Raw genomic sequence first — 17146 nt, 5'->3', positions numbered from 1 at the left:
CCCAAAAGTTACCAATCGGTATGCCGTGACTTCCCATCCGGGCGGCAGTAGAACTCGTTCCCATTCCACCCGACAGTGAGGAACGACATGGCTGTATCGCGCCGTGGATTCATCACGGGAACAGGTTCTATTCTCGGAGCGTTGGCGCTCCCCTCCACCGCCTACGGATCGACCACACAGTCCCGCGTCCCCGCCCTGGTGATCGGCACCGGGTACGGCGGCTCCGTGGCCGCGTTGCGCCTCGCCCAGGCGGGCGTCGACGTACGCATGGTCGAGATGGGCATGGCCTGGGACACCCCCGGCCCCGACGGCAAGATCTTCGCCAACACGACCACACCCGACTACCGATCGTTCTGGCTCCGCACCCGGACCAAGCAACCGCTGAGCCAGTTCCTCGGCTTCCCGCTCGACAAGGACGTCCCCCGGCACACCGGCATCCTGGACGCCGAGGAGTTCGGCGGCATCACCGTCTACCAGGGCCGGGGCGTCGGCGGGGGTTCACTCGTGAACGGCGGCATGGCGGTGACGCCGCGCCGGGAGAACTTCGGGGCGATCCTGCCCTCCGTGAACGCCGACGAGATGTACGGCGTCTACTACCCCCGCGCCAACGCCGGGCTCGGCGTGAACCAGGTCGACCCCGCGTGGTGGGAGAGCGCCGCCTGCTACCAGTACGCCCGGGTCGGCCGCAAACACGCGCAGCGCTCCGGCTTCCCGTTCGTCTTCGTGCCCAACGTCTACGACTGGGAGTACATGAAGCAGGAGCAGGCCGGCGCCGTGCCGAAGTCGGCCCTGGCCGGGGAGGTGCTCTACGGCAACAACCACGGCAAGAAGACCCTGCAGAAGACCTATCTCGCCCAGGCCCGGGCGACCGGTCGGGTCACCATCACGCCCCTGCACCGGGTGACGTCGGTGATCCCGGCCTCGGGCGGCGGCTACACGGTCGTGATGGACGTGCTCGACAGCGCGGGGACCGTCACGGCCACCACCTCGGTCGTCGCCGACCGGGTGTTCTTCGCGGCCGGCAGCGTCGGCACCAGCAAGCTGCTCACCAAGCTGAGGGCCACCGGCGAGCTGCCGCTCCTCAACGGCGAGATCGGCCAGGGCTGGGGCGACAACGGCAACGTCATGTGCGGCCGCGCGAACCACATGTGGGACCCGACCGGGAAGCTCCAGTCGTCCATGCCCACCGCGGGCATCGACAACTGGGCCGCCGGCGGGGCCTTCGCCGAGGTGGCGCCGCTACCGACAGGCATCGAGACGTACGCCTCGTTCTATCTGTCGATCACCAAGAACCCGCACCGCGCCGCCTTCTCCTGGAACCCCGCCGCCGGACGCGTCGACCTGAACTGGCAGACCGCCTGGAAGCAGCCGTCCATCGACGCCGCGAAGACCATCTTCGACAAGATCAACGCCAAGGAGGGCACGATCTACCGCACCGACCTCTTCGGCGCGTACAAGATCTGGGGCGACCACCTGACGTACCACCCGCTCGGCGGCGCGGTGCTGGGCCGCGCCACCGACAACTACGGTCGCCTCCACGGACATCCCGGCCTCTATGTGATCGACGGCGCGCTGATCCCCGGCAACGCCAGCGTCAACCCGTTCGTCACCATCACGGCGCTCGCCGAGCGCAACATCGAGAAGATCATCGCCACCGATCTCTGAGATCACTGGGTGGGCAGCACGCACACCGCGTCGAGGCCCAGCACCCGGTTGAGCCGCCCGAACGACAGCCAGGAGCCGATGCTCATCGTCAGTTCCACGATCTCGGGCTGACTGTAGTGAGCGGTCATGCGGGACCAGAAGTCCTCGTCGAGACCGTGATGATCCAGGGCGTACCGCTCGGCGTACTCCGCGGCCAGCCGCGTGCGGTCGTCGAAGGCATCGGTGGTGCGCCACTGGGTCACCGCGTCCGCGAACGACTCCTCGACCTTCTCGCCGTCGCGGTCGGTCCGCCAGTCGAGGCAGAACAGACAGCCGTTGATCTGCGCGACCCGCAGCCGCGCCGCCTCGAACTCGCGCAGCCCCAGCGTCGTGTGGGCGTAGACGGAGAGGGAGAAGTTGGCGGCGGCCGTCCCGATCTCGGGGACGATCTCGCCCCACACGTATTCGATCGGGTGCCTGCCGTCGGGTACGTCGATTCTCATGGCCGTTTCCTTCCCAGTCGGCCCACTGCGGGCCGCAGCGGGACGTCGAGCGCGTCGTAGAGGCCGGGCTTCGCGTCCACGAGCCAGTCGACGGCGTTGACCAGCCGGCCGACGGCGGTGGCGTTCCCGCCCGCGGACCGGTTCTCACCCTCGTCGCTCGCCTCCACCGTGACCTCGATGCGCGGGCGTCCCTCGACGACCACCCGGTGCGCGCCCGTGCCGTCGGGCGGCGACGGCCAGTCGGGGGCGCACGAGGGGTGGATGCGGGTGATGTGCTCGACGACGATGCGGGGCGCGCCGTCGACGATGCCCTGCACCTCGAAGCGCACGGCTCCCTGCGTGCCGGCCTCGAAGACCCCCATCGTCCGGGTGGTGACCGTGGTGTCGAGGGCGCGTCGCTCCAGGGTCTCGCGGATCTCGTCGAGCTCCACACCGAGGGCGCGGGCCATGAGCCGGAGCTGACCGCCCCACACCATCGTCGGTATGGAGGGGGCGAGCATCAGGGGCTCGTACTCCATCGGGTGCCCCATGCCGATGAGGTGGCGGACCGAGTCCTCCTGCTCGTACGTGGAGTAGTCGAAGATCTCCTGGCAGCGGATCGCGTCCACCGTGGTGCCGAGGCCGCTGATCAGCAGGGGGAGCACGTCGTTGCCCCAGCCGGGGTCGACACCGGAGACGAAGAGCGAGCCGCCGCCCTGCTCGACGGCGGCGAGCACCGGGTCCCGGAACTCCGGCGGGGCGCTGCGGGGGTCGTAGAGCGGGTAGAGCGCGGGGGTCACCACCACGGCTCCCGCGCGAACGGCCCTGACGACGTCGGCGAGGGCCTCGTCGGGCCGGATGTCGCCCGAGGCCGCGTACACCACGGCTCGCGGGCGGGCCGCGAGCACGGCGTCGATGTCGTCGGTCGCCGCGACCCCCAGGGCGCGGTCGAGACCGGCGAGGTCGCCCGCGTCGCGGCCGACCTTGGCCGGGTCGTGGACGAGGACGGCGGCGAGTGCGAGCGCCGGGTGGGCGTCGACGGCCCGCAGGGCCGCGCGGCCGACGTTTCCGGCGCCCCAGACAACGGTCGGAATCATGCGGGGAAGAGTAACCTGACGGATCGTCAGTTCCTAGGGGTGTGGACGATTTCGACCGACGCAACCCTCTCGCAACCCCGGCCGGTGTTCCCTGGAGGTCCGACGGACCCACCGGGAAGGGGCGGGCGATGGACGGACCCGGAGCACGTGTGGAGCTGACACTCGCGGCGGCGGACCTGGTGCGACGGCTGCGGGACTCGCACGGGCCGCTGATGTTCCACCAGTCGGGCGGCTGCTGCGACGGCAGTGCGCCGATGTGCTACCCGGACGGGGAGTTCCGCACCGGCGCCTCCGACGTCCTGCTCGCCTCGCTGGAGGTCCCCGGCGTCACGGAGCCGGTCCCGTTCTGGATGTCGAAGGCGCAGTACGAACTGTGGAGCCACACCCGGCTGATCGTGGACGTCGTACCCGGACGGGGCAGCGGGTTCTCCCTGGAGGCACCGGAGGGCGTCCGCTTCCTCATCCGCTCCCGCGTGCTCGGCTCCTAGGGCCCACACGGCGCCGGCCTCGGCTCACGCTTCGGGCCGGCGCGTGTGGGGCAGGGGATCAGGCGACGGAGGTGGGCCCGTTGTTGGGCAGCCCGGTGTCCTCTCGCATGACGAAGGGGTAACTCCAGCTGCCCGTGCCCTTGTACAGGTACGTGCCGGTGTCGCCGGCGTTCGTCGCGAACAGGTCGGGACGGCCGTCGAGGTCGGCGTCCCCGACACCGATGATGTGGCTGTACCCGCCCCAGCCTTCGCCGATCCTCACGCGCGGGGCGAAGGTGCCGTCGCCCTTGCCGAGGTAGAGCCACAGGACGCCGGACGGGTCGCGGGCGACGAGGTCGCCGGTCGGCGCACCGCCGAGGTTGCCGGTGGCGGTGATCTGGTTGTAACCGTGCCAGCCCGTGCCGATCTTCACGCGGGTCGTGTAGGGCGCGCGCCAGTCACCGGTGCCCTTGTAGAGCCACATGGCCCCCGCGGCGTCGGTGGCGACGAGGTCGGGCCTGCCGTCGTCGGTGAGGTCGCTGCCGGCGGCGAGCTTCGTGTAGCCGCCGAGGCCCGAGCCGATCTTGTACCGGGTGGCGAAGGTGCCGTCTCCGTTGCCGAGGTAGTGCCACAGGACGCCGGCGGTGTCGCGGACGAGGATGTCCGCGTGGGGGGCTCCGCCGATGTTCCCGGCGGCCTCGATCTGGTTGTAGCCGCCCCAACCGGCGCCGAGGAGCTTCTGCTCTCCGGAGGAGAGCTGGTTCTCCCCGGTGCCGTACAGCGAGTCGGCGCGCCAGAGCCGGCCCGAGCCGTCGCGGAGGAGGATGTCCGGGGAGCCGTTGTCGTTGTAGTCGTGCGGGGCGGGTTCGCGGGCGACCCTGAACGTGCCGGAGGAGGTCAGCGTGGGGCCGATGTCGTTGGTGGGCCGGGCGCTGATCTCCCACGTGTAGTCGCCGTTGTAGGCACTCTCGGCCGTTCCGGATCCGTCGCTCAGCAGGCCCCTCCAGTCCAGCGACACGACACCGTCGCGCGGCTCGGGCCGGAACGTGGCGATCTTGCCGGTCCGTATGTGGCGGAGAGTCACCTCGGCTTGGACGTTGGACCGGGACAGCGTCCATGCGAGCGGCGCAGTGCCCTTGTCCAGGTCGATCACAGCGGGGACCTGGACACCCAGCAGGGCGACCTTGGTCGACTCCCCGGTGCTCGCGACGAGCGTGGCGGTCGGGGTCCCGTCGATGCCGGGGGCGACGCGGTAGAGACCCTCGCCCTGCTCGACCGTGCCGCCACGCACGACCAGGGCGCCGTCGGGCGCGACGGCGGCCGAGAGCGTGTGGTCGAGGAGCTTGTGGGTGGCCTCACCCTTCAGGCTGCGCGCGGTCAGAGCATGCAGGGGATCGGGGGACTGGTCGGTGAGGCCGCTGCGCGTGCCGTACGTGACCCAGTCACCGACGAGGCCGACCTCGATGTCGCGCGTCCAGGGGTCGCCCGCGTACTCGAACCGCTGGGTCTCCTTCGTGACGCGGTCCACGGCCACCACGGTGACGACGCCCCACTCCTCGTCGTACTCGCTCCAGGCGAGGTGCGTCGCCGAGACGGCGAGGTCGCCCTGCGCCGCGTCGGCCGGGAGTTCGTACGTCTCGGTCACCGCGTTCGTGGCGAGGTCGAGCAGGGCCGCGTACGTCTCGGCCGCCGTCCCCGTGCCGAGGGTGTAGGTCACCAAGGCGTGATCGGCCGTGCCCGCCTTGACGCCGATGCTCGTGGCGTCTCCCGGAACGCCGGCGGTCATCCTGCCGGGACCGCCGGTCGCGGTGTGCATGTGGAGGAGCCTGTCCCCGTTCACGTCGACGGACGTGGTGAACAGGGCCCTGCCCGCCGCTCCCGCGAACGTGGTCGCGCTGTCCAGGGTGACCGAGTGCAGCTTCTGCCCGGTCGCCATGTCGACGAGGTCGGCGCCCGTAGCCCGGCGGGCGGCGACGAGGTCCCCGGAGCCCGTGCTCTCGACCTCGGCCACCCCGTCGATCTCCGTCGCGGCGGAGCCGTCCGCCGGAACCCAGTACCGCTTCTCGGAGGAGGGCTCCTCACCCGTGGGCGCGGTCCTGGTAAGCGCCAGATATCCCGTGGCGCCCGCGCCGAGAACGGTGCTGTTCTTCGGGAACGACGCGACCGTCGCCGCGACGGCCGCGGCTCCCCTCTCACCCTCGGAGACCGGAACGGCGATCGCCGGCGCGGTCAGCGCGGTCGTTCCGACGGTGACGGCGAGCACGGTGACGACAGCTGCGGCCAGCCGTGAACGGGCGTAGGACAAGGCGAGTTCTCCTCAGAAAGACCGGGGGCACCATACGTTGCGCAGGTCAGACTCTTGATCACGAGGGATGGTTGTACGCGCCCCGAAGAACGCGCCCGGTCGGCCGGGGCCACGCCCGGAGTCGAACGAATGACCGCCGATGGACACGCTCCGTCACCGAGCGAGGCGCGGGCCTCCTGGCTAGCGTGGGTCACGGCAACCCATCGAGAACCTCATCGATCGGAAGAGAGTCACCGTCATGGCCGCACGACCTGAAGGCACACCCTGCTGGACCGACGCGATGTTCAACGACGTCGAGGGCGCCAAGACCTTCTACGGCGAAGTGCTGGGCTGGACCTTCGGCGAAGCATCCTCGGAGTACGGCAACTACACCCAGGCGTTCAAGAACGGCAAGGCGGTCGCGGCGGTCGTGCCGCCCATGCCGGGCCAGGACGGCTCGCCGCAGTCGGCCTGGTGTCTCTACTACGCCTCGCCCGACGTCGCCGCCACGGCCGAGAAGATCAGGAGCAGCGGCGGCACGGTCGTCATGGAGCCGATGGCCGTCGGTGACTTCGGGTCCATGTGCCTCGCCCAGGACCCGGCCGGCGTCATGTTCGGCGTCTGGCAGCCCGGCTCCCACACGGGCTTCGAACTGGAGGGCGAGCCGGGCTCCTACGTGTGGGCCGAGGTCTTCACCCGGGAGCCCGCGAAGTCGGACGACTTCCTCACCTCGGTATTCGGCTACAACGCCAAGAAGATGGTCGACGAGACCATGGACTACAAGGTCTTCGACCTGGGCGGCGACATGCCGGTCCTGGGCCGGATGACGATGACGGCCGAGGACTTCCCGGCCGAGGTCCCCTCGTACATCCAGGTCTACTTCGCCGTCGACAACTGCGACCAGGCGGTCGACAGGGCGGTGAAGCTCGGCGGCCAGAAGGTCTTCGGGCCGATGGACAGCCCCTTCGGCCGGTTCGCGGCGATCGTGGACCCGCAGGGCGCGCCCTTCGCGGTGATCGACGTCAAGACCACCGTGGGCGAGATGCCCGACATGGTCTGAGCGCGGCAGGTGCCCGGGACCGTGCGGTCCCGGGCACCGTCGTGTCTCAGGCGCCGTCGCGCACGGCGACGATCCCGTTGAAGACGCCGACATACGCCGTCCCGTCGGGGCCGATGGTGATCGGAGCCCAGTTGTTGTCGTAGGCCGACCCCGTGCCGGTGAACCGCTTCCAGACGCGCTTCCCGGTCCGGAAGTCGACCGCCGTCAGATACCAGGCGTCGATGCCGAAGGCGTTCGGCTGCTTCTCGTAGAAGTACAGCAGCCCGTTGGCGGTGGACAGCTTGGGCACGGTGGAGGGCGAGCGGACGTCGCTCTCCCAGACGGTGTCGCAGCCGCTGCCGTCGGGGCGGACGTCGATCCGCGTCGCCCCTCCGACGACGCTGCGGCCGAAGGTCAGCGTCGTCGGGTTCTCGTAGCCGTAGTTGTTCTCGACGACGAGGCTGTTGCCCCAGCTGATCAGGGAGTTGTCCGTGGTCGACGCGCCGGAGCCGAAGACCGGGACCTCGCACACCAGCCGATCCGCTTCGGGCACGTCCGTACCCCGGCGGTAGACGAGCACGTTCATCCGGTCGTCGGCGTTGTCGGTGATCGCGACGTAGGCGTCACCGGCGCCGAAGAGGTCGGGTGTGGTGCCCGACCCCTGGTTCACCGAACCGGGCTTGGTGCCGGTCCCCCGGTCGTACGTCTGGCGCCACTGGATCCGCGGGGTGCCGTCGGCGTCGGCGCGGAAGCTGTAGAGGGCGTGGTCGGAGACGATGGAGACGCCGTCCTCGGCGACGGAGAACGAGTTCTGGATCTCCTCGCCCGCCAGCCGGACCGAGCGGAGCGCCCCGGTGGCGGGATCGACCGTGCCGACCCGGCCGAGCCGGGTCACCCACCAGACGCGGCCGTCCCAGTCGGGCATCACCGAGGTGACGGGGTCGCACACCCCGCTCGGGAACAGGTTGGTCCAGCTGACGCAGTCGTGCGGGACGAGCGAGGTGAGGTCCCAGTCGTCCTCGACCGTGAACCGCCAGCTCCCGTCGGGCTTCTGGCCATGCGCGATGCGGAGGATGTGCTGCCGTGAGTCGGCGAGGACGACCCGGTCCCGGTTGTCGAGGTAGAAGTAGGCGCCGCCCGAGGTGTCCTTGAAGATCTTCTCGAAGTCGAGGCGGGTGATGGCCTCGACGGTCGAGGAGCGCTGCGGCAGCTTGTACTCGGCCAGGGTGTCCAGCGTGCGGGGGTCGAGCAGCTTGAGCAGGAATCCCGAGAAGGTGCCGCACACGGTGAGGATGCGGCCGCCGGCGTCGAAGGTGACGGTGGCGCACTCACCGCCGAGCGCGGCGATCTTCTCGCTGGAGACCTTCGGGTCCCGCCCGAGGGGCCCGGGGAAGGGGTGGGTGCCGCTGCCCGCTCCGTCCGCGTGCATCCCGCTGCGCCCGTTGGGAGCGAGGTGGGGATGCTGGGCGGGCGGCTCGCCCGGTACGGGCAGTGCGGTGGCGGGTGCGCCGTCGTAGTGGTCGACCAGCCGGTGGCCGGGGGCCAGGGGTATCTCGTCGGCGAAGGCGGCGGGGGCGGTGAACGCGAGGGCGGTCGCGCTCACCGCGGCGATCAGGGCGAGCACACGGGCTCGTCTGCGGAGGGTGGTCAATGCGGCTCCTCGGGTGCGTACGTCGGTCGCGCCGGCGGCCGACGTTAGGCCCGAGTCGGTGAGATGTACATGCAACTGCCCTTGTTTTCATGGGCAGTTCATGATCGTGAAACGTTCCGCCGAACAACGTCAGGGCTTCAGGCTGCTGACCACGTTGGCGGTGGCGGCGACCCCGTTCTGGATGGTCGGCGCCATGCTCGTGCCGGCCAGGAAGAAGCCGAGCAGGGCGCAGACCAGCGCGTGCGAGAACTTGAGGCCGCCGTTGCGGAGGAAGATCACCGCCAGGACGAGCAGCAGCAGTACGACAGAGACGGACACGGCCATCGCGCACACCCTCCTTGCGCCGCGCCGGAATCGCGGCGTTCGGCGGCCAGTGTGGCGCAGCGGGAGCGCCGTACGGCCGTACGGCGTGTCTGCCGAACGGGTGACATTGCCGTCCCGGCGGTTCGGCCGCCCCGGCGGCACTCAGGGGGAGGGGTCGGGCAGGGCGTGCCGGAGCGCCTCGTCCAGCTGCCTCGCGAGCTCCTTGGGGGTGGGGGGAGTGTCGCCGAAGAGCCGGCTCAGATGCGTGGTGAAGGTCTGGGTGAACGCTCCGTAGTGCGGGGTGCGGGGGCGGGCGACCGCCTCGTCCCGCAGGGCGGTGAGCAGGGTGGTGCGCGCGTACTGCGGTCGCCCGTCCTGCCGCGGCATGCGGTCCGCGCTCTCCGCCGACGGCGAGGGCCCCGAGGCGGCGGGGAGCCGGCAGGAGACCTTGTCGTCGGTGTACGCGGACTCGCGCGTGGCGGCGAAGCCCGCGTCGAGCAGGCAGCGTTCGCTCTGCGGGTCGGTGAGGAAGCTGATCAGATCCCGGGCGGCCTCGGCGCGCGCGCCGGTGGCGGACGTCGTGACGGCGAGGTTCTGACCGCCGAGCACCGCCTTGCCGGGGAGCGGGGCCACCCCGAGCCGGTCGGGGGTGAGCGACTGGTGCAACGTGCCGTAGGCATAGGGCCAGTGGCGCAGGAAGGTGGTCCTGCCGTTGATGAAGGCCGTGAGCGACGCCGCTTCGTCGGAGCCGGTGGCGTCGGGAAGGAGGTAGGAGCTCTCGGTACGGTCGCGCAGCTCCTCGATGCCGTCCTCCAGACCGCTCACGGTGGCCGTGTAGCGCCCGTGGTCGTCGGTGAGCCCCTGCGCGAGGACGGAGGAGAACGCCTCGACGCCGTTGACCGTCAGCCCCTCGTACGGGGCGAGTTGGGTGGTCCAGCCCGCCTCGACGCCCGGCAGGTCGGCCTGTTCGACGGTCCTGATGAGGTCACGCACCTCGCTCCAGGTGGTGTTCTCGTCGAGGCGGGTGTTCTTGCTCTGCACGCCGGCCCGCTCCAGGTGGTCGCGGCGGTAGTAGAGCAGTCCGACGTCGGTGTTGAAGGGGACGGAGTAGGTCTTGTCGTCCCAACGGGCGGTCCGGGCGACGGAGTCGATGACGTCGTCGTCGACGAGGCTCGCGTCCAGCTCCTGGACGAGCCCCGCCTCCGCGAACTCGGGCACCCAGGTGACGTCCAGGTTGACCACGTCGTACCGGGCGCTGCCGGACTGCAGCGCGCCGAGCAGTTGACCGCGCTGCTGGTCGGCGGAGCCCGGCAGTTCCACCAGGCGTGCCTGGTGGGTGTTGCCCGGCCTGGCGTTCCACTCCTTGATCAGCTTCTCGCGGATGCCGCCCTTGCCGGTGACGTCCCGCCCACTGGCGATCACGAGCGGGGCACCGGAGTCCGTGGCGTTCTCGGCCGGGGCGCCTCCCCCGCCCGTGCATGCGCCGAGCGCGAGCAGGGCCGCGAGGAGGAAGGCGGTGGTGCGGCCCGAGGTACGTGCCGTCATGTCCCCTCCCCCGTACCGGTTCTGGCGACCTCGTCCCGCAGTCCGGCGATGAGGTCGCCCGAGGCGTCCAGGCACCGTCCACCGCTCGCGACCGCGATCCGCTCGTCGGGCCGGCCCTTGGCGCAGCCGCCGACGTCCAGGGAGACCATGACGACCGGGACCCCCGCCTGGCCGAGGGTGGTGACCAGGCTCTCGAGACGGTCACCGGCGGTGAGGCGGGTGTTGTCCTCGTCGTCCGTGACGAAGACGATCAGTCGGGGCCGGCTGTCGTCGTCTTCCGCCTTCATCGCCGTCACCGCCTGGCTCAACGCCCGGTACGGATCGGCCTCGTTGTCCTCGATCCGGGCCCCGCCGACGATCCGCTTCGCCTCGTCGTGGTTCCTGTGGGTGCCGAGGGCCAGTACGGGCGTGTACGGGTCGGCGGCTCCGGGCTTCGAGGAGACCGTCCACAGGCCGTACTCGTCCTGGCCTCCCAGCCCGCCGAGGGACTGCTGGATGATTCCCGGGCCGCCGCCGGGACCGTCCCAGGAGCCCCTCATCGAACCGGAGTTGTCGAGCAGGAAGAGCACCCGGCCGGGTCCGTTGGCCTTGCGGTAGCCCTCCAGAGCGGCGTTCATCGTCGCGGCGTCTCCCGCGTCCGGAAGCCGCCCGGGATCGGCGAGCGCGCCGGCGGCCGGGGGCGAGGCGGGCGGGGAGACCGGGGTGTGCGTCTCGCCCGCACCGGCGCGGTAGCCGTCGGCCGTGAACGCCGCGATTCCGGCACCGTCCGGGTCGGTCAGCCAGGCACGGAAGCGCTCGACGGCATCCTCCCTGGCCTCCTTGTCACGGTCGCCGCCGTCCCAGCGGACGTGCACGAAGGGCAGCGTGAGCCGGGGCACGTCGGCCGGGTACTCGGCGACGCGGGGGGTCCGGGTCTGGCGTCCGCAGCTGACCCCCGTCCTCAGCAGGTGCTCCGGCACGAGGGCCGCGGTCCTCGTGTCGACGGCGGGCACCTTGGGCAGCTCGCACAGCAGCGCGCGGCCGTCGGGCAGTGGCCGTCCGGGGGCCAGGCCCCGCTCCACCCCGGCCGCGGCGCCGGGACGGTTCCCGTACAGGCCCACGGTAGCCAGCAGTCCGGCGTCGGTGTGCTCCGGGTCGCTGCGCGCCACGACGGCGCCCTCGGCGCGGAGGGTCATCGCCTCGACGAACTGGACGAGGGGGCGGCCGAACCGGTCCTTCTCCGATCCCTCGGCCAGCTGCGCGGGGACGGCGAGCACCATCGGGGAGTGGACGAACGGCTCGTGTGCCGTCAGCTCCACCGACGATCCGCCGCCGCTGTAGGAGCGGGCCCGCTCGACGGCGGCCGCCGAGCCGGGGATCCAGATGTCCGGCTGGGGGCCGATGTCCCGCTGCGGGTTGGTGTCGGTGTCGGGGTCCTGCCAGAAGCGGGAGGAGTCCCGGAACGCGGCGACGGTGTCGGCGGCCTTGGCGGCGTAGACGGTGATGCCGCTGCGCCGGCAGTCGCCCTCCCGGTTGGCGGAGGATTCCAGATAGACGTTGACCGCCTTGCGCACGGTCGGTGCGGAGTCCGGGTCGGTGAGCAGCCTCAGTTCCCTGGGGGACGCGCAGGGGCTCGCGGGCAGCGCGCGGTAGACGGCGAACCCCGCCGCGACGGCCAGCGACAGGGCCAGGGCAGCCCAGGCCAGGACGGGGACGCGGCGCCTTCGCCCGCCCTCCCTCGGCGGGTCGGGCGACGGGGGCGCAGGAGGAGCCGGCGGCTCGACGCCGAGGGCGGCGAGGAGCACGTCGGCGCCGTCGGCCGGGCAGCTCTGCGGCACCCACGGGGTCGGCTTCTTGCGCAGCGTGGTGTGGTGCGTGGACATGTGGGTCCTGAGCGCGTCGCAGAGCGCGCCGAAGCCCATCTCGCCGCCGGCGCCGTCGACGCCCTGTTCGAGCAGGCGTACCAGCTGTCCGGTGAAGGGGGTGGGCGTGTCGCCGTCGCCCGCGTCGATCCGGTCGTTCGCCTGGACGCAGGCGAGCAGCGAGATCCGCTCGCGCTGGTCCGCGGGCAGCCGGTTCCAGGCCGCGGAGGCGTTGCCGGCGTGGCAGCAGTCGAGGACGACCACCACCTGCTCGGCCCGGGCCTGGCACAGGGCGGGGAGCACCTCGCTCCACCGGACGGCCTGCAGGAACGCCGGCGGATCGCCCGGCACGATCGTGGTGCGGGGCATGGCGAGCCACAGTTCGTCCGGCTCGTTGTAGCTGGACACCAGGCCGTGGCCGGCGAAGTACAGCAGGAGCAGGCCGTCCGCGCGCTCCCGGGCGCGCATGAGGTCCCGGAAGAACAGGTCGGAACCGGCCGGGCTGCTGGTGGTGACGTCCTCCTCACGGAACACCCCGCCCCCGCGCAGCGCCCTCGCCAGCTCCGTGCCGTTGTGCCGGACGGCGGCGATGTCGCCCAGCACGCCGGATGGATCCGGCGGCAGGTCGGAGGTGTACTCGGGCACCGTGACGAGCAGAGCGTGGTTCACCCTTCCGCGCGGGTCGAATCGCGCCACCGGGCTACCTCGGATCGCCGTCCGAGGTGACATCGAAGTCGGGGGGATCGTCCTCACCGACCGACCGACGGTTCTCCTGCCACTCCCGCACGGCGGACTTCGCCTGGTCCAGGAGCTCGGCGAGGACGACGCCGGTCACCCCTTGGAGGACGACGAGGACGATCTCGGTCCCCAGGCCCATCGGGGTTCCGTGCTCGTCCGGTGTGGCCCGCTGCTCGACCCGTAACTCCCCCTTCTCCAGCCTCTCCTTCACGAGCCGCTCGCGCGTGAGCCAGGTCAGCAGGGCGTCGACATCGCTGCGCGATGTCTCCTGGACCGGCCTGATGCGGATCTCGTGCTTGGTCACACCCTCCCCTGGCGTCATAACTCACCATCATGGCACGGTAGTTGCCGTCAGCACGATCCACTTGCAACAGAATTCGAGGTCAGGCCGCCAGACAGTCGGCCCACTCGACCGTGCGGTCGCACCAGCGGTCGAGCAGGACCCGGTCGTGTCCGACGGCGAGCAGCCCGGCGCCCGATTCCGCGCGGTACGACTCCACCGCGGCGACGAGCGCGGCCGTCGTCGAGGCGTCGAGCATGGCCGTCATCTCGTCGCAGACCAGCCAGCGCGGGCGCAGCACCAACGCCCGTGCCAGGCAGGCGCGTTGCAGCTGTCCGTCGCTGACCTCGTGCGGGCGTCGCGCCAGCAGATCGTCGGTGAGGCCGACCGAGAGGGCGAGCGCGGCGAGCCGTTCGGGGATCTCCGCGCGCAGGCCGCCGGCCCGCAGGGGTTCGGCGATGAGGTCCCGCAGCCGCAGCCGGGGGTCGGCGGACATCCGGGGCTGCTGGAACACCACGCCGACGGAGGTCCGCAGGGCGCGCGGGGCGCGGTGGCGCCAGCCCCGTGCCTCCTGCCCGTCGATCGTGACGCGTCCGGCGTCCGGCCGGTGGAGCAGGGCGGCGACCCGGGCGAGCGTGGACTTGCCGCACCCGCTGGGCCCGAGCAGGCCGACCGACTCGCCGGGTTCGAGCGTCAGCGAGGCGCCGCGGAAGACCGGTGCGCGGCGGTCGTAGCCGGCGGTGATGGCATCGAGTTCAAGCACGGGGCACTCCTGGTGCGACGGGAGCGATCGGGTGGCCGTCGGCGACCACGGGCGGGTGGCCGTCGGCGACCACGGGCGGGCGGACGAAGGGGGACCGCGGCCCCGCGTCGACGCACGCCGCGCGGCCGGAGGCGACCGGCACGGTGTGAGCGCCCTCCGCGCCACCCCGCGCGCGCGTGCCAGGCGTCGCGGGGCGGGCGGGACGTTCGCAACACGCCCTAGGCATCGGGGTCCTGTCCCACGGCGTGGTGGCAGGCCACCCCGGCGAGCGGTGCCGGCTGCGTGGCGCAGACCTCCGTCGCCGACGGACAGCGCGGGGCGAACGCGCAGCCGGGCGGCAGAGCGGTCAGCTCGGGCGGCATGCCCGGAATGGGGGTGAACGCGCGTTCGGGCAGCGCGTTCAGCAGACCTCGCGCGTACGGGTGGCGCGGGCCCGGTTCGCCGAAGAAGCGGTGCGCGGCCGTCGTCTCGACGATCCGGCCCGCGTACATCACCGCGACCCGGTCGGCGATGCGTTCGGCGGCGGCCAGGTCGTGGGTGATCAGCAGCAGCGCCCGGCCCTCGTCGGCGTGACGGCGCAGTTCGTCGACGGTCCGCTCGACGAGGTCGCGGTCGAGGCCGGTGGTCGGCTCGTCCGCGAGCAGAAGCGGAGCGTCCGCGATGAGCGCGAGGGCGGTCGCGGCGCGCTGGGCGAGGCCGCCGGAGAGTTCGTGCGGGTAGCGGTCGAGGTGGTCGGCGGGGAACGCGGCCCGCTCGGCCGCCGCCTCGGCCGCGGCACGCCTCTCCCGGCGCGGGGTCGCGGCCAGTTCGCGGACGGTCTCCTCCAGCTGGGCGCGCACGGTCCGCACGGGGGTGAGGTGGGCGGCCGGGCTCTGCGGTACGAGTCCGACGCGCCGTCCTCGTACCGTACGGGCCAGCGTCCGCTCGTCGGCGGCCAGCAGGTCGACGCCGTCGAGCCGCGCCGTGCCGGAGGTCTCGGCGTTGCCGGGGAGGAGTCCGAGGAGCGCGGAGGCGAGGACGGACTTGCCGCAGCCGCTCTCCCCGACGAGGGCGAGGCACTCCCCCGCCGCCAGGTCGAAGTCCGCGTCGGTGACGGCGGCGACGTGCCGTCCGCCGCGCATCCGGAAGCGGACGGAGAGACCCCGCACGCTGAGGACGGCCTCGTCGGCCCGCTCGGCGGTGACGGCCTCCAGGGCGCGTACCAGGCGCTCGTTCACAGCATCAGCTCCGATCGGCGGCGCGGGTTGAGCCGGTCGCGCCACACTCCGGCGAGTCCGGCGATGGCGAGTGTCGGCACGATCAGGAGCAGGCCGGGGAAGAGCGTCGGCCACCAGTCCCCGGCGAGCAGCGAGGAGCGCGCGGACTGCACGAGATTGCCGAGGCTCGCCTGGTGGCTGGGGAGACCGAGGCCGAGGAAGGAGAGCGCGGACTCGTGCCACATGGCGTGCGGCACCATCAGGACGGCGGCGAGTCCGGCCTGCGGCAGGACGGCCGGCAGCAGATGGCGGGCGGTCACGCGCCATCGGGACGCGCCGCCGGAGATCGCCGCGTCGATGTAGGGGCGCGAGCGGAGCGAGAGCACCTCGGAGCGGACGATCCGGGCGGTCGAGAGCCAGTGCGTGAGGGCGACGGAGACGATGACCGGCCACACGCCGGGGCGGAACATGGCCACGATGAAGATGCCGAGCAGCAGGTGCGGCACGGAGGAGAAGGCGTCGACGATCCGCATCACGACCCGGTCGGTCCAGCCGCCGAGCGAGGCGGCGGCCGCGCCGACGGCGGTGCCGATGACGGTGGCGACGAGCGCGGCGACCAGGCCGACGAGGAGTGAGATCCGCAGTCCGTAGACGCAGCGCAGCAGCAGGTCTCGGCCGACGTCGTCGGTGCCGAAGGGGTGCTGCCAGGACGGCGGCAGCAGCTTGAGCGAGAGGTCGACGGCCTGCTCGTCGAGTGGGACGAGCGGCGGGACGAGGAGGACGGCGAGCAGGACGGCGCCGACGATCAGCGCCGAGCTCCACAGCCGTACGCGGCGGGCCGGCTGGTCAGCCATCGAAGCCCACCCGCGGGTCGGCGAGCCCGTACAGCAGGTCGGAGAGGAGGTTGCCGAGGAGGACGGCGGCCGTGGCGAGCACGGTGAGCGCGGCGAGCAGCGGGAAGTCCACCGAGGTGGCGGCCTGGACGGTCGCCGCGGCGATGCCGGGCCAGCTGAAGACGGTCTCCACGAGGAGTGCTCCGGTGATGAGTTCGGGTACACGGGAGCCGACCAGCGTGAGCATGGGCAGCATGCCGGAGCGCAGGGCGTGGCCGAGCAGGACGGTCCGCTCGCGCAGGCCGCGCGCGCGTGCGCCGCGTACGGGGTCCTCCTCCAGGGCGTCGCCGACGCCCTGTCTGACGTACAGGTAGAACCACGGCAGCTGGGAGACGCCGAGGACGAGGGCGGGCAGCACGAGGTGGCTGATCACCTGATCGGCGGTGACGGTGTCGCTGGCGGTGTCGGTGAGACCACCGGCCGGCAGGGCGCCGAGCCTCAGCGCGAAGAACCAGATGGCGAGCAGCCCGAGCCAGAAGGCGGGGGCGGCTTCCAGGGTGTACGCGGCGGAGCTGACGGTCCGGTCGAGCGGGCCGCCGCGGCGGCGGCCGGCGAGGACGCCCAGGGCGGTGCCGAGGAGGATGGCGACGAGGAAGGCCGTGGCGGCGAGGAGCACGGACCAGCCGATGCGCTCGGCGATGACGTCGGCGACGGGCTGGCGCATGACGCTGGAGTCGCCGAGGTCTCCGCGCAGGGCGGCGGTCAGCCACTCCCACCAGCGGGTGACGAGGGGCCGGTCGACGCCGAGATTGGCGCGCAGTTGGTCGAGGTTCTCCTGCGAGGCCGTGAGTCCGGCGGTGCCGGCGTAGGCCTTGACCGGGTCGAAGGGGGAGGCGTCGGCGACGGCGAAGACCGCGAAGGTGACGGTGAGGAGGACGGGGACGGCGAACAGGGCCCGCCGTCCCGTCATCCGTGCCATGGCC

The 17146-nt window shown here is 71.9% G+C and carries 15 protein-coding genes; 3 read left to right on the top strand and 12 right to left on the bottom strand.

The genetic code is table 11. The features are described from left to right. Positions 1-87 precede the first annotated feature (87 nt). A complete protein-coding gene (locus AB0D99_RS09745) occupies positions 88-1665 on the top strand; it encodes a GMC oxidoreductase (RefSeq protein WP_362358487.1) in 1578 nt (525 codons plus the stop codon). Positions 1666-1667: 2 nt separating this feature from the next. On the opposite strand, the gene AB0D99_RS09740 is transcribed toward AB0D99_RS09745, so the two are convergent. Both AB0D99_RS09740 and AB0D99_RS09735 read right to left on the bottom strand, forming a co-directional pair. After that, positions 1668-2147: a carboxymuconolactone decarboxylase family protein gene (locus AB0D99_RS09740; protein WP_362358486.1), complete on the bottom strand. Its 480-nt coding sequence runs from the start codon at positions 2145-2147 to the stop codon at positions 1668-1670. Beyond that, complete coding sequence (locus AB0D99_RS09735) at positions 2144-3223, bottom strand: dihydrodipicolinate reductase (RefSeq protein WP_362358485.1); 1080 nt, start codon at positions 3221-3223, stop codon at positions 2144-2146. Before AB0D99_RS09735 ends, AB0D99_RS09740 begins: the two co-directional genes overlap by 4 nt. A 128-nt stretch (positions 3224-3351) precedes the next feature. On the opposite strand from AB0D99_RS09735, the gene AB0D99_RS09730 reads away from it, so the two are divergent. Continuing rightward, on the top strand, positions 3352-3711 hold the full coding sequence (locus tag AB0D99_RS09730) for a DUF779 domain-containing protein (protein WP_362358484.1): 360 nt from the start codon (positions 3352-3354) through the stop codon (positions 3709-3711). Positions 3712-3769: 58 nt separating this feature from the next. On the opposite strand, the gene AB0D99_RS09725 is transcribed toward AB0D99_RS09730, so the two are convergent. Further along, a complete protein-coding gene (locus tag AB0D99_RS09725) occupies positions 3770-5995 on the bottom strand; it encodes a VCBS repeat-containing protein (protein ID WP_362358483.1) in 2226 nt (741 codons plus the stop codon). 238 nt (positions 5996-6233) lie between these two features. Here AB0D99_RS09725 and AB0D99_RS09720 point away from each other — a divergent pair, with 238 nt between their 5' ends. Continuing rightward, positions 6234-7034, top strand: coding sequence for a VOC family protein (locus AB0D99_RS09720; protein ID WP_362358482.1), 801 nt, complete (start codon positions 6234-6236; stop codon positions 7032-7034). A 46-nt stretch (positions 7035-7080) separates the two neighbouring features. Here AB0D99_RS09720 and AB0D99_RS09715 read toward each other — a convergent pair whose 3' ends face one another. The 9 genes from AB0D99_RS09715 to AB0D99_RS09675 all read right to left on the bottom strand — a co-directional run bounded on the left by AB0D99_RS09715 (position 7081) and on the right by AB0D99_RS09675 (position 17142). After that, the gene (locus AB0D99_RS09715; RefSeq protein ID WP_362358612.1) at positions 7081-8616 is read right to left on the bottom strand and encodes a hypothetical protein; all 1536 of its coding nucleotides are present in this window, start codon (positions 8614-8616) and stop codon (positions 7081-7083) included. Positions 8617-8793: 177 nt separating this feature from the next. Next, positions 8794-8988, bottom strand: coding sequence for a hypothetical protein (locus tag AB0D99_RS09710; RefSeq protein WP_352190023.1), 195 nt, complete (start codon positions 8986-8988; stop codon positions 8794-8796). A 141-nt stretch (positions 8989-9129) separates the two neighbouring features. Beyond that, a complete protein-coding gene (locus AB0D99_RS09705; RefSeq protein ID WP_362358481.1) occupies positions 9130-10512 on the bottom strand; it encodes an extracellular solute-binding protein in 1383 nt (460 codons plus the stop codon). Beyond that, positions 10509-13022, bottom strand: a complete 2514-nt coding sequence (locus tag AB0D99_RS09700) for a VWA domain-containing protein (protein WP_362358480.1) — start codon at positions 13020-13022, stop codon at positions 10509-10511. Before AB0D99_RS09700 ends, AB0D99_RS09705 begins: the two co-directional genes overlap by 4 nt. Before the next feature lie 31 nt (positions 13023-13053). Continuing rightward, positions 13054-13395 carry a hypothetical protein gene (locus AB0D99_RS09695; RefSeq protein WP_362358479.1) on the bottom strand — a complete coding sequence of 114 codons (342 nt, stop codon included), beginning with the start codon at positions 13393-13395 and terminating at the stop codon, positions 13054-13056. 79 nt (positions 13396-13474) lie between these two features. Then, positions 13475-14134, bottom strand: coding sequence for an ATP-binding cassette domain-containing protein (locus tag AB0D99_RS09690; RefSeq protein WP_362358478.1), 660 nt, complete (start codon positions 14132-14134; stop codon positions 13475-13477). 218 nt (positions 14135-14352) lie between these two features. Continuing rightward, positions 14353-15255, bottom strand: a complete 903-nt coding sequence (locus AB0D99_RS09685) for an ABC transporter ATP-binding protein (RefSeq protein WP_362358610.1) — start codon at positions 15253-15255, stop codon at positions 14353-14355. A 92-nt stretch (positions 15256-15347) separates the two neighbouring features. Next, on the bottom strand, positions 15348-16184 hold the full coding sequence (locus AB0D99_RS09680) for an ABC transporter permease (protein ID WP_362358477.1): 837 nt from the start codon (positions 16182-16184) through the stop codon (positions 15348-15350). Then, entirely contained in the window at positions 16177-17142 is a 966-nt protein-coding gene (locus AB0D99_RS09675) for an ABC transporter permease (protein WP_362358476.1), read from the bottom strand. Before AB0D99_RS09675 ends, AB0D99_RS09680 begins: the two co-directional genes overlap by 8 nt. Positions 17143-17146 lie beyond the last annotated feature (4 nt).

The sequence above is a fragment of the Streptomyces sp. NPDC047971 genome, from assembly GCF_040653355.1.
Classification (GTDB): Bacteria; Actinomycetota; Actinomycetes; order Streptomycetales; family Streptomycetaceae; genus Streptomyces.
Note: the sequence above shows the minus strand (reverse complement) of the source record. Positions and strands in the feature narration are given on the sequence as shown.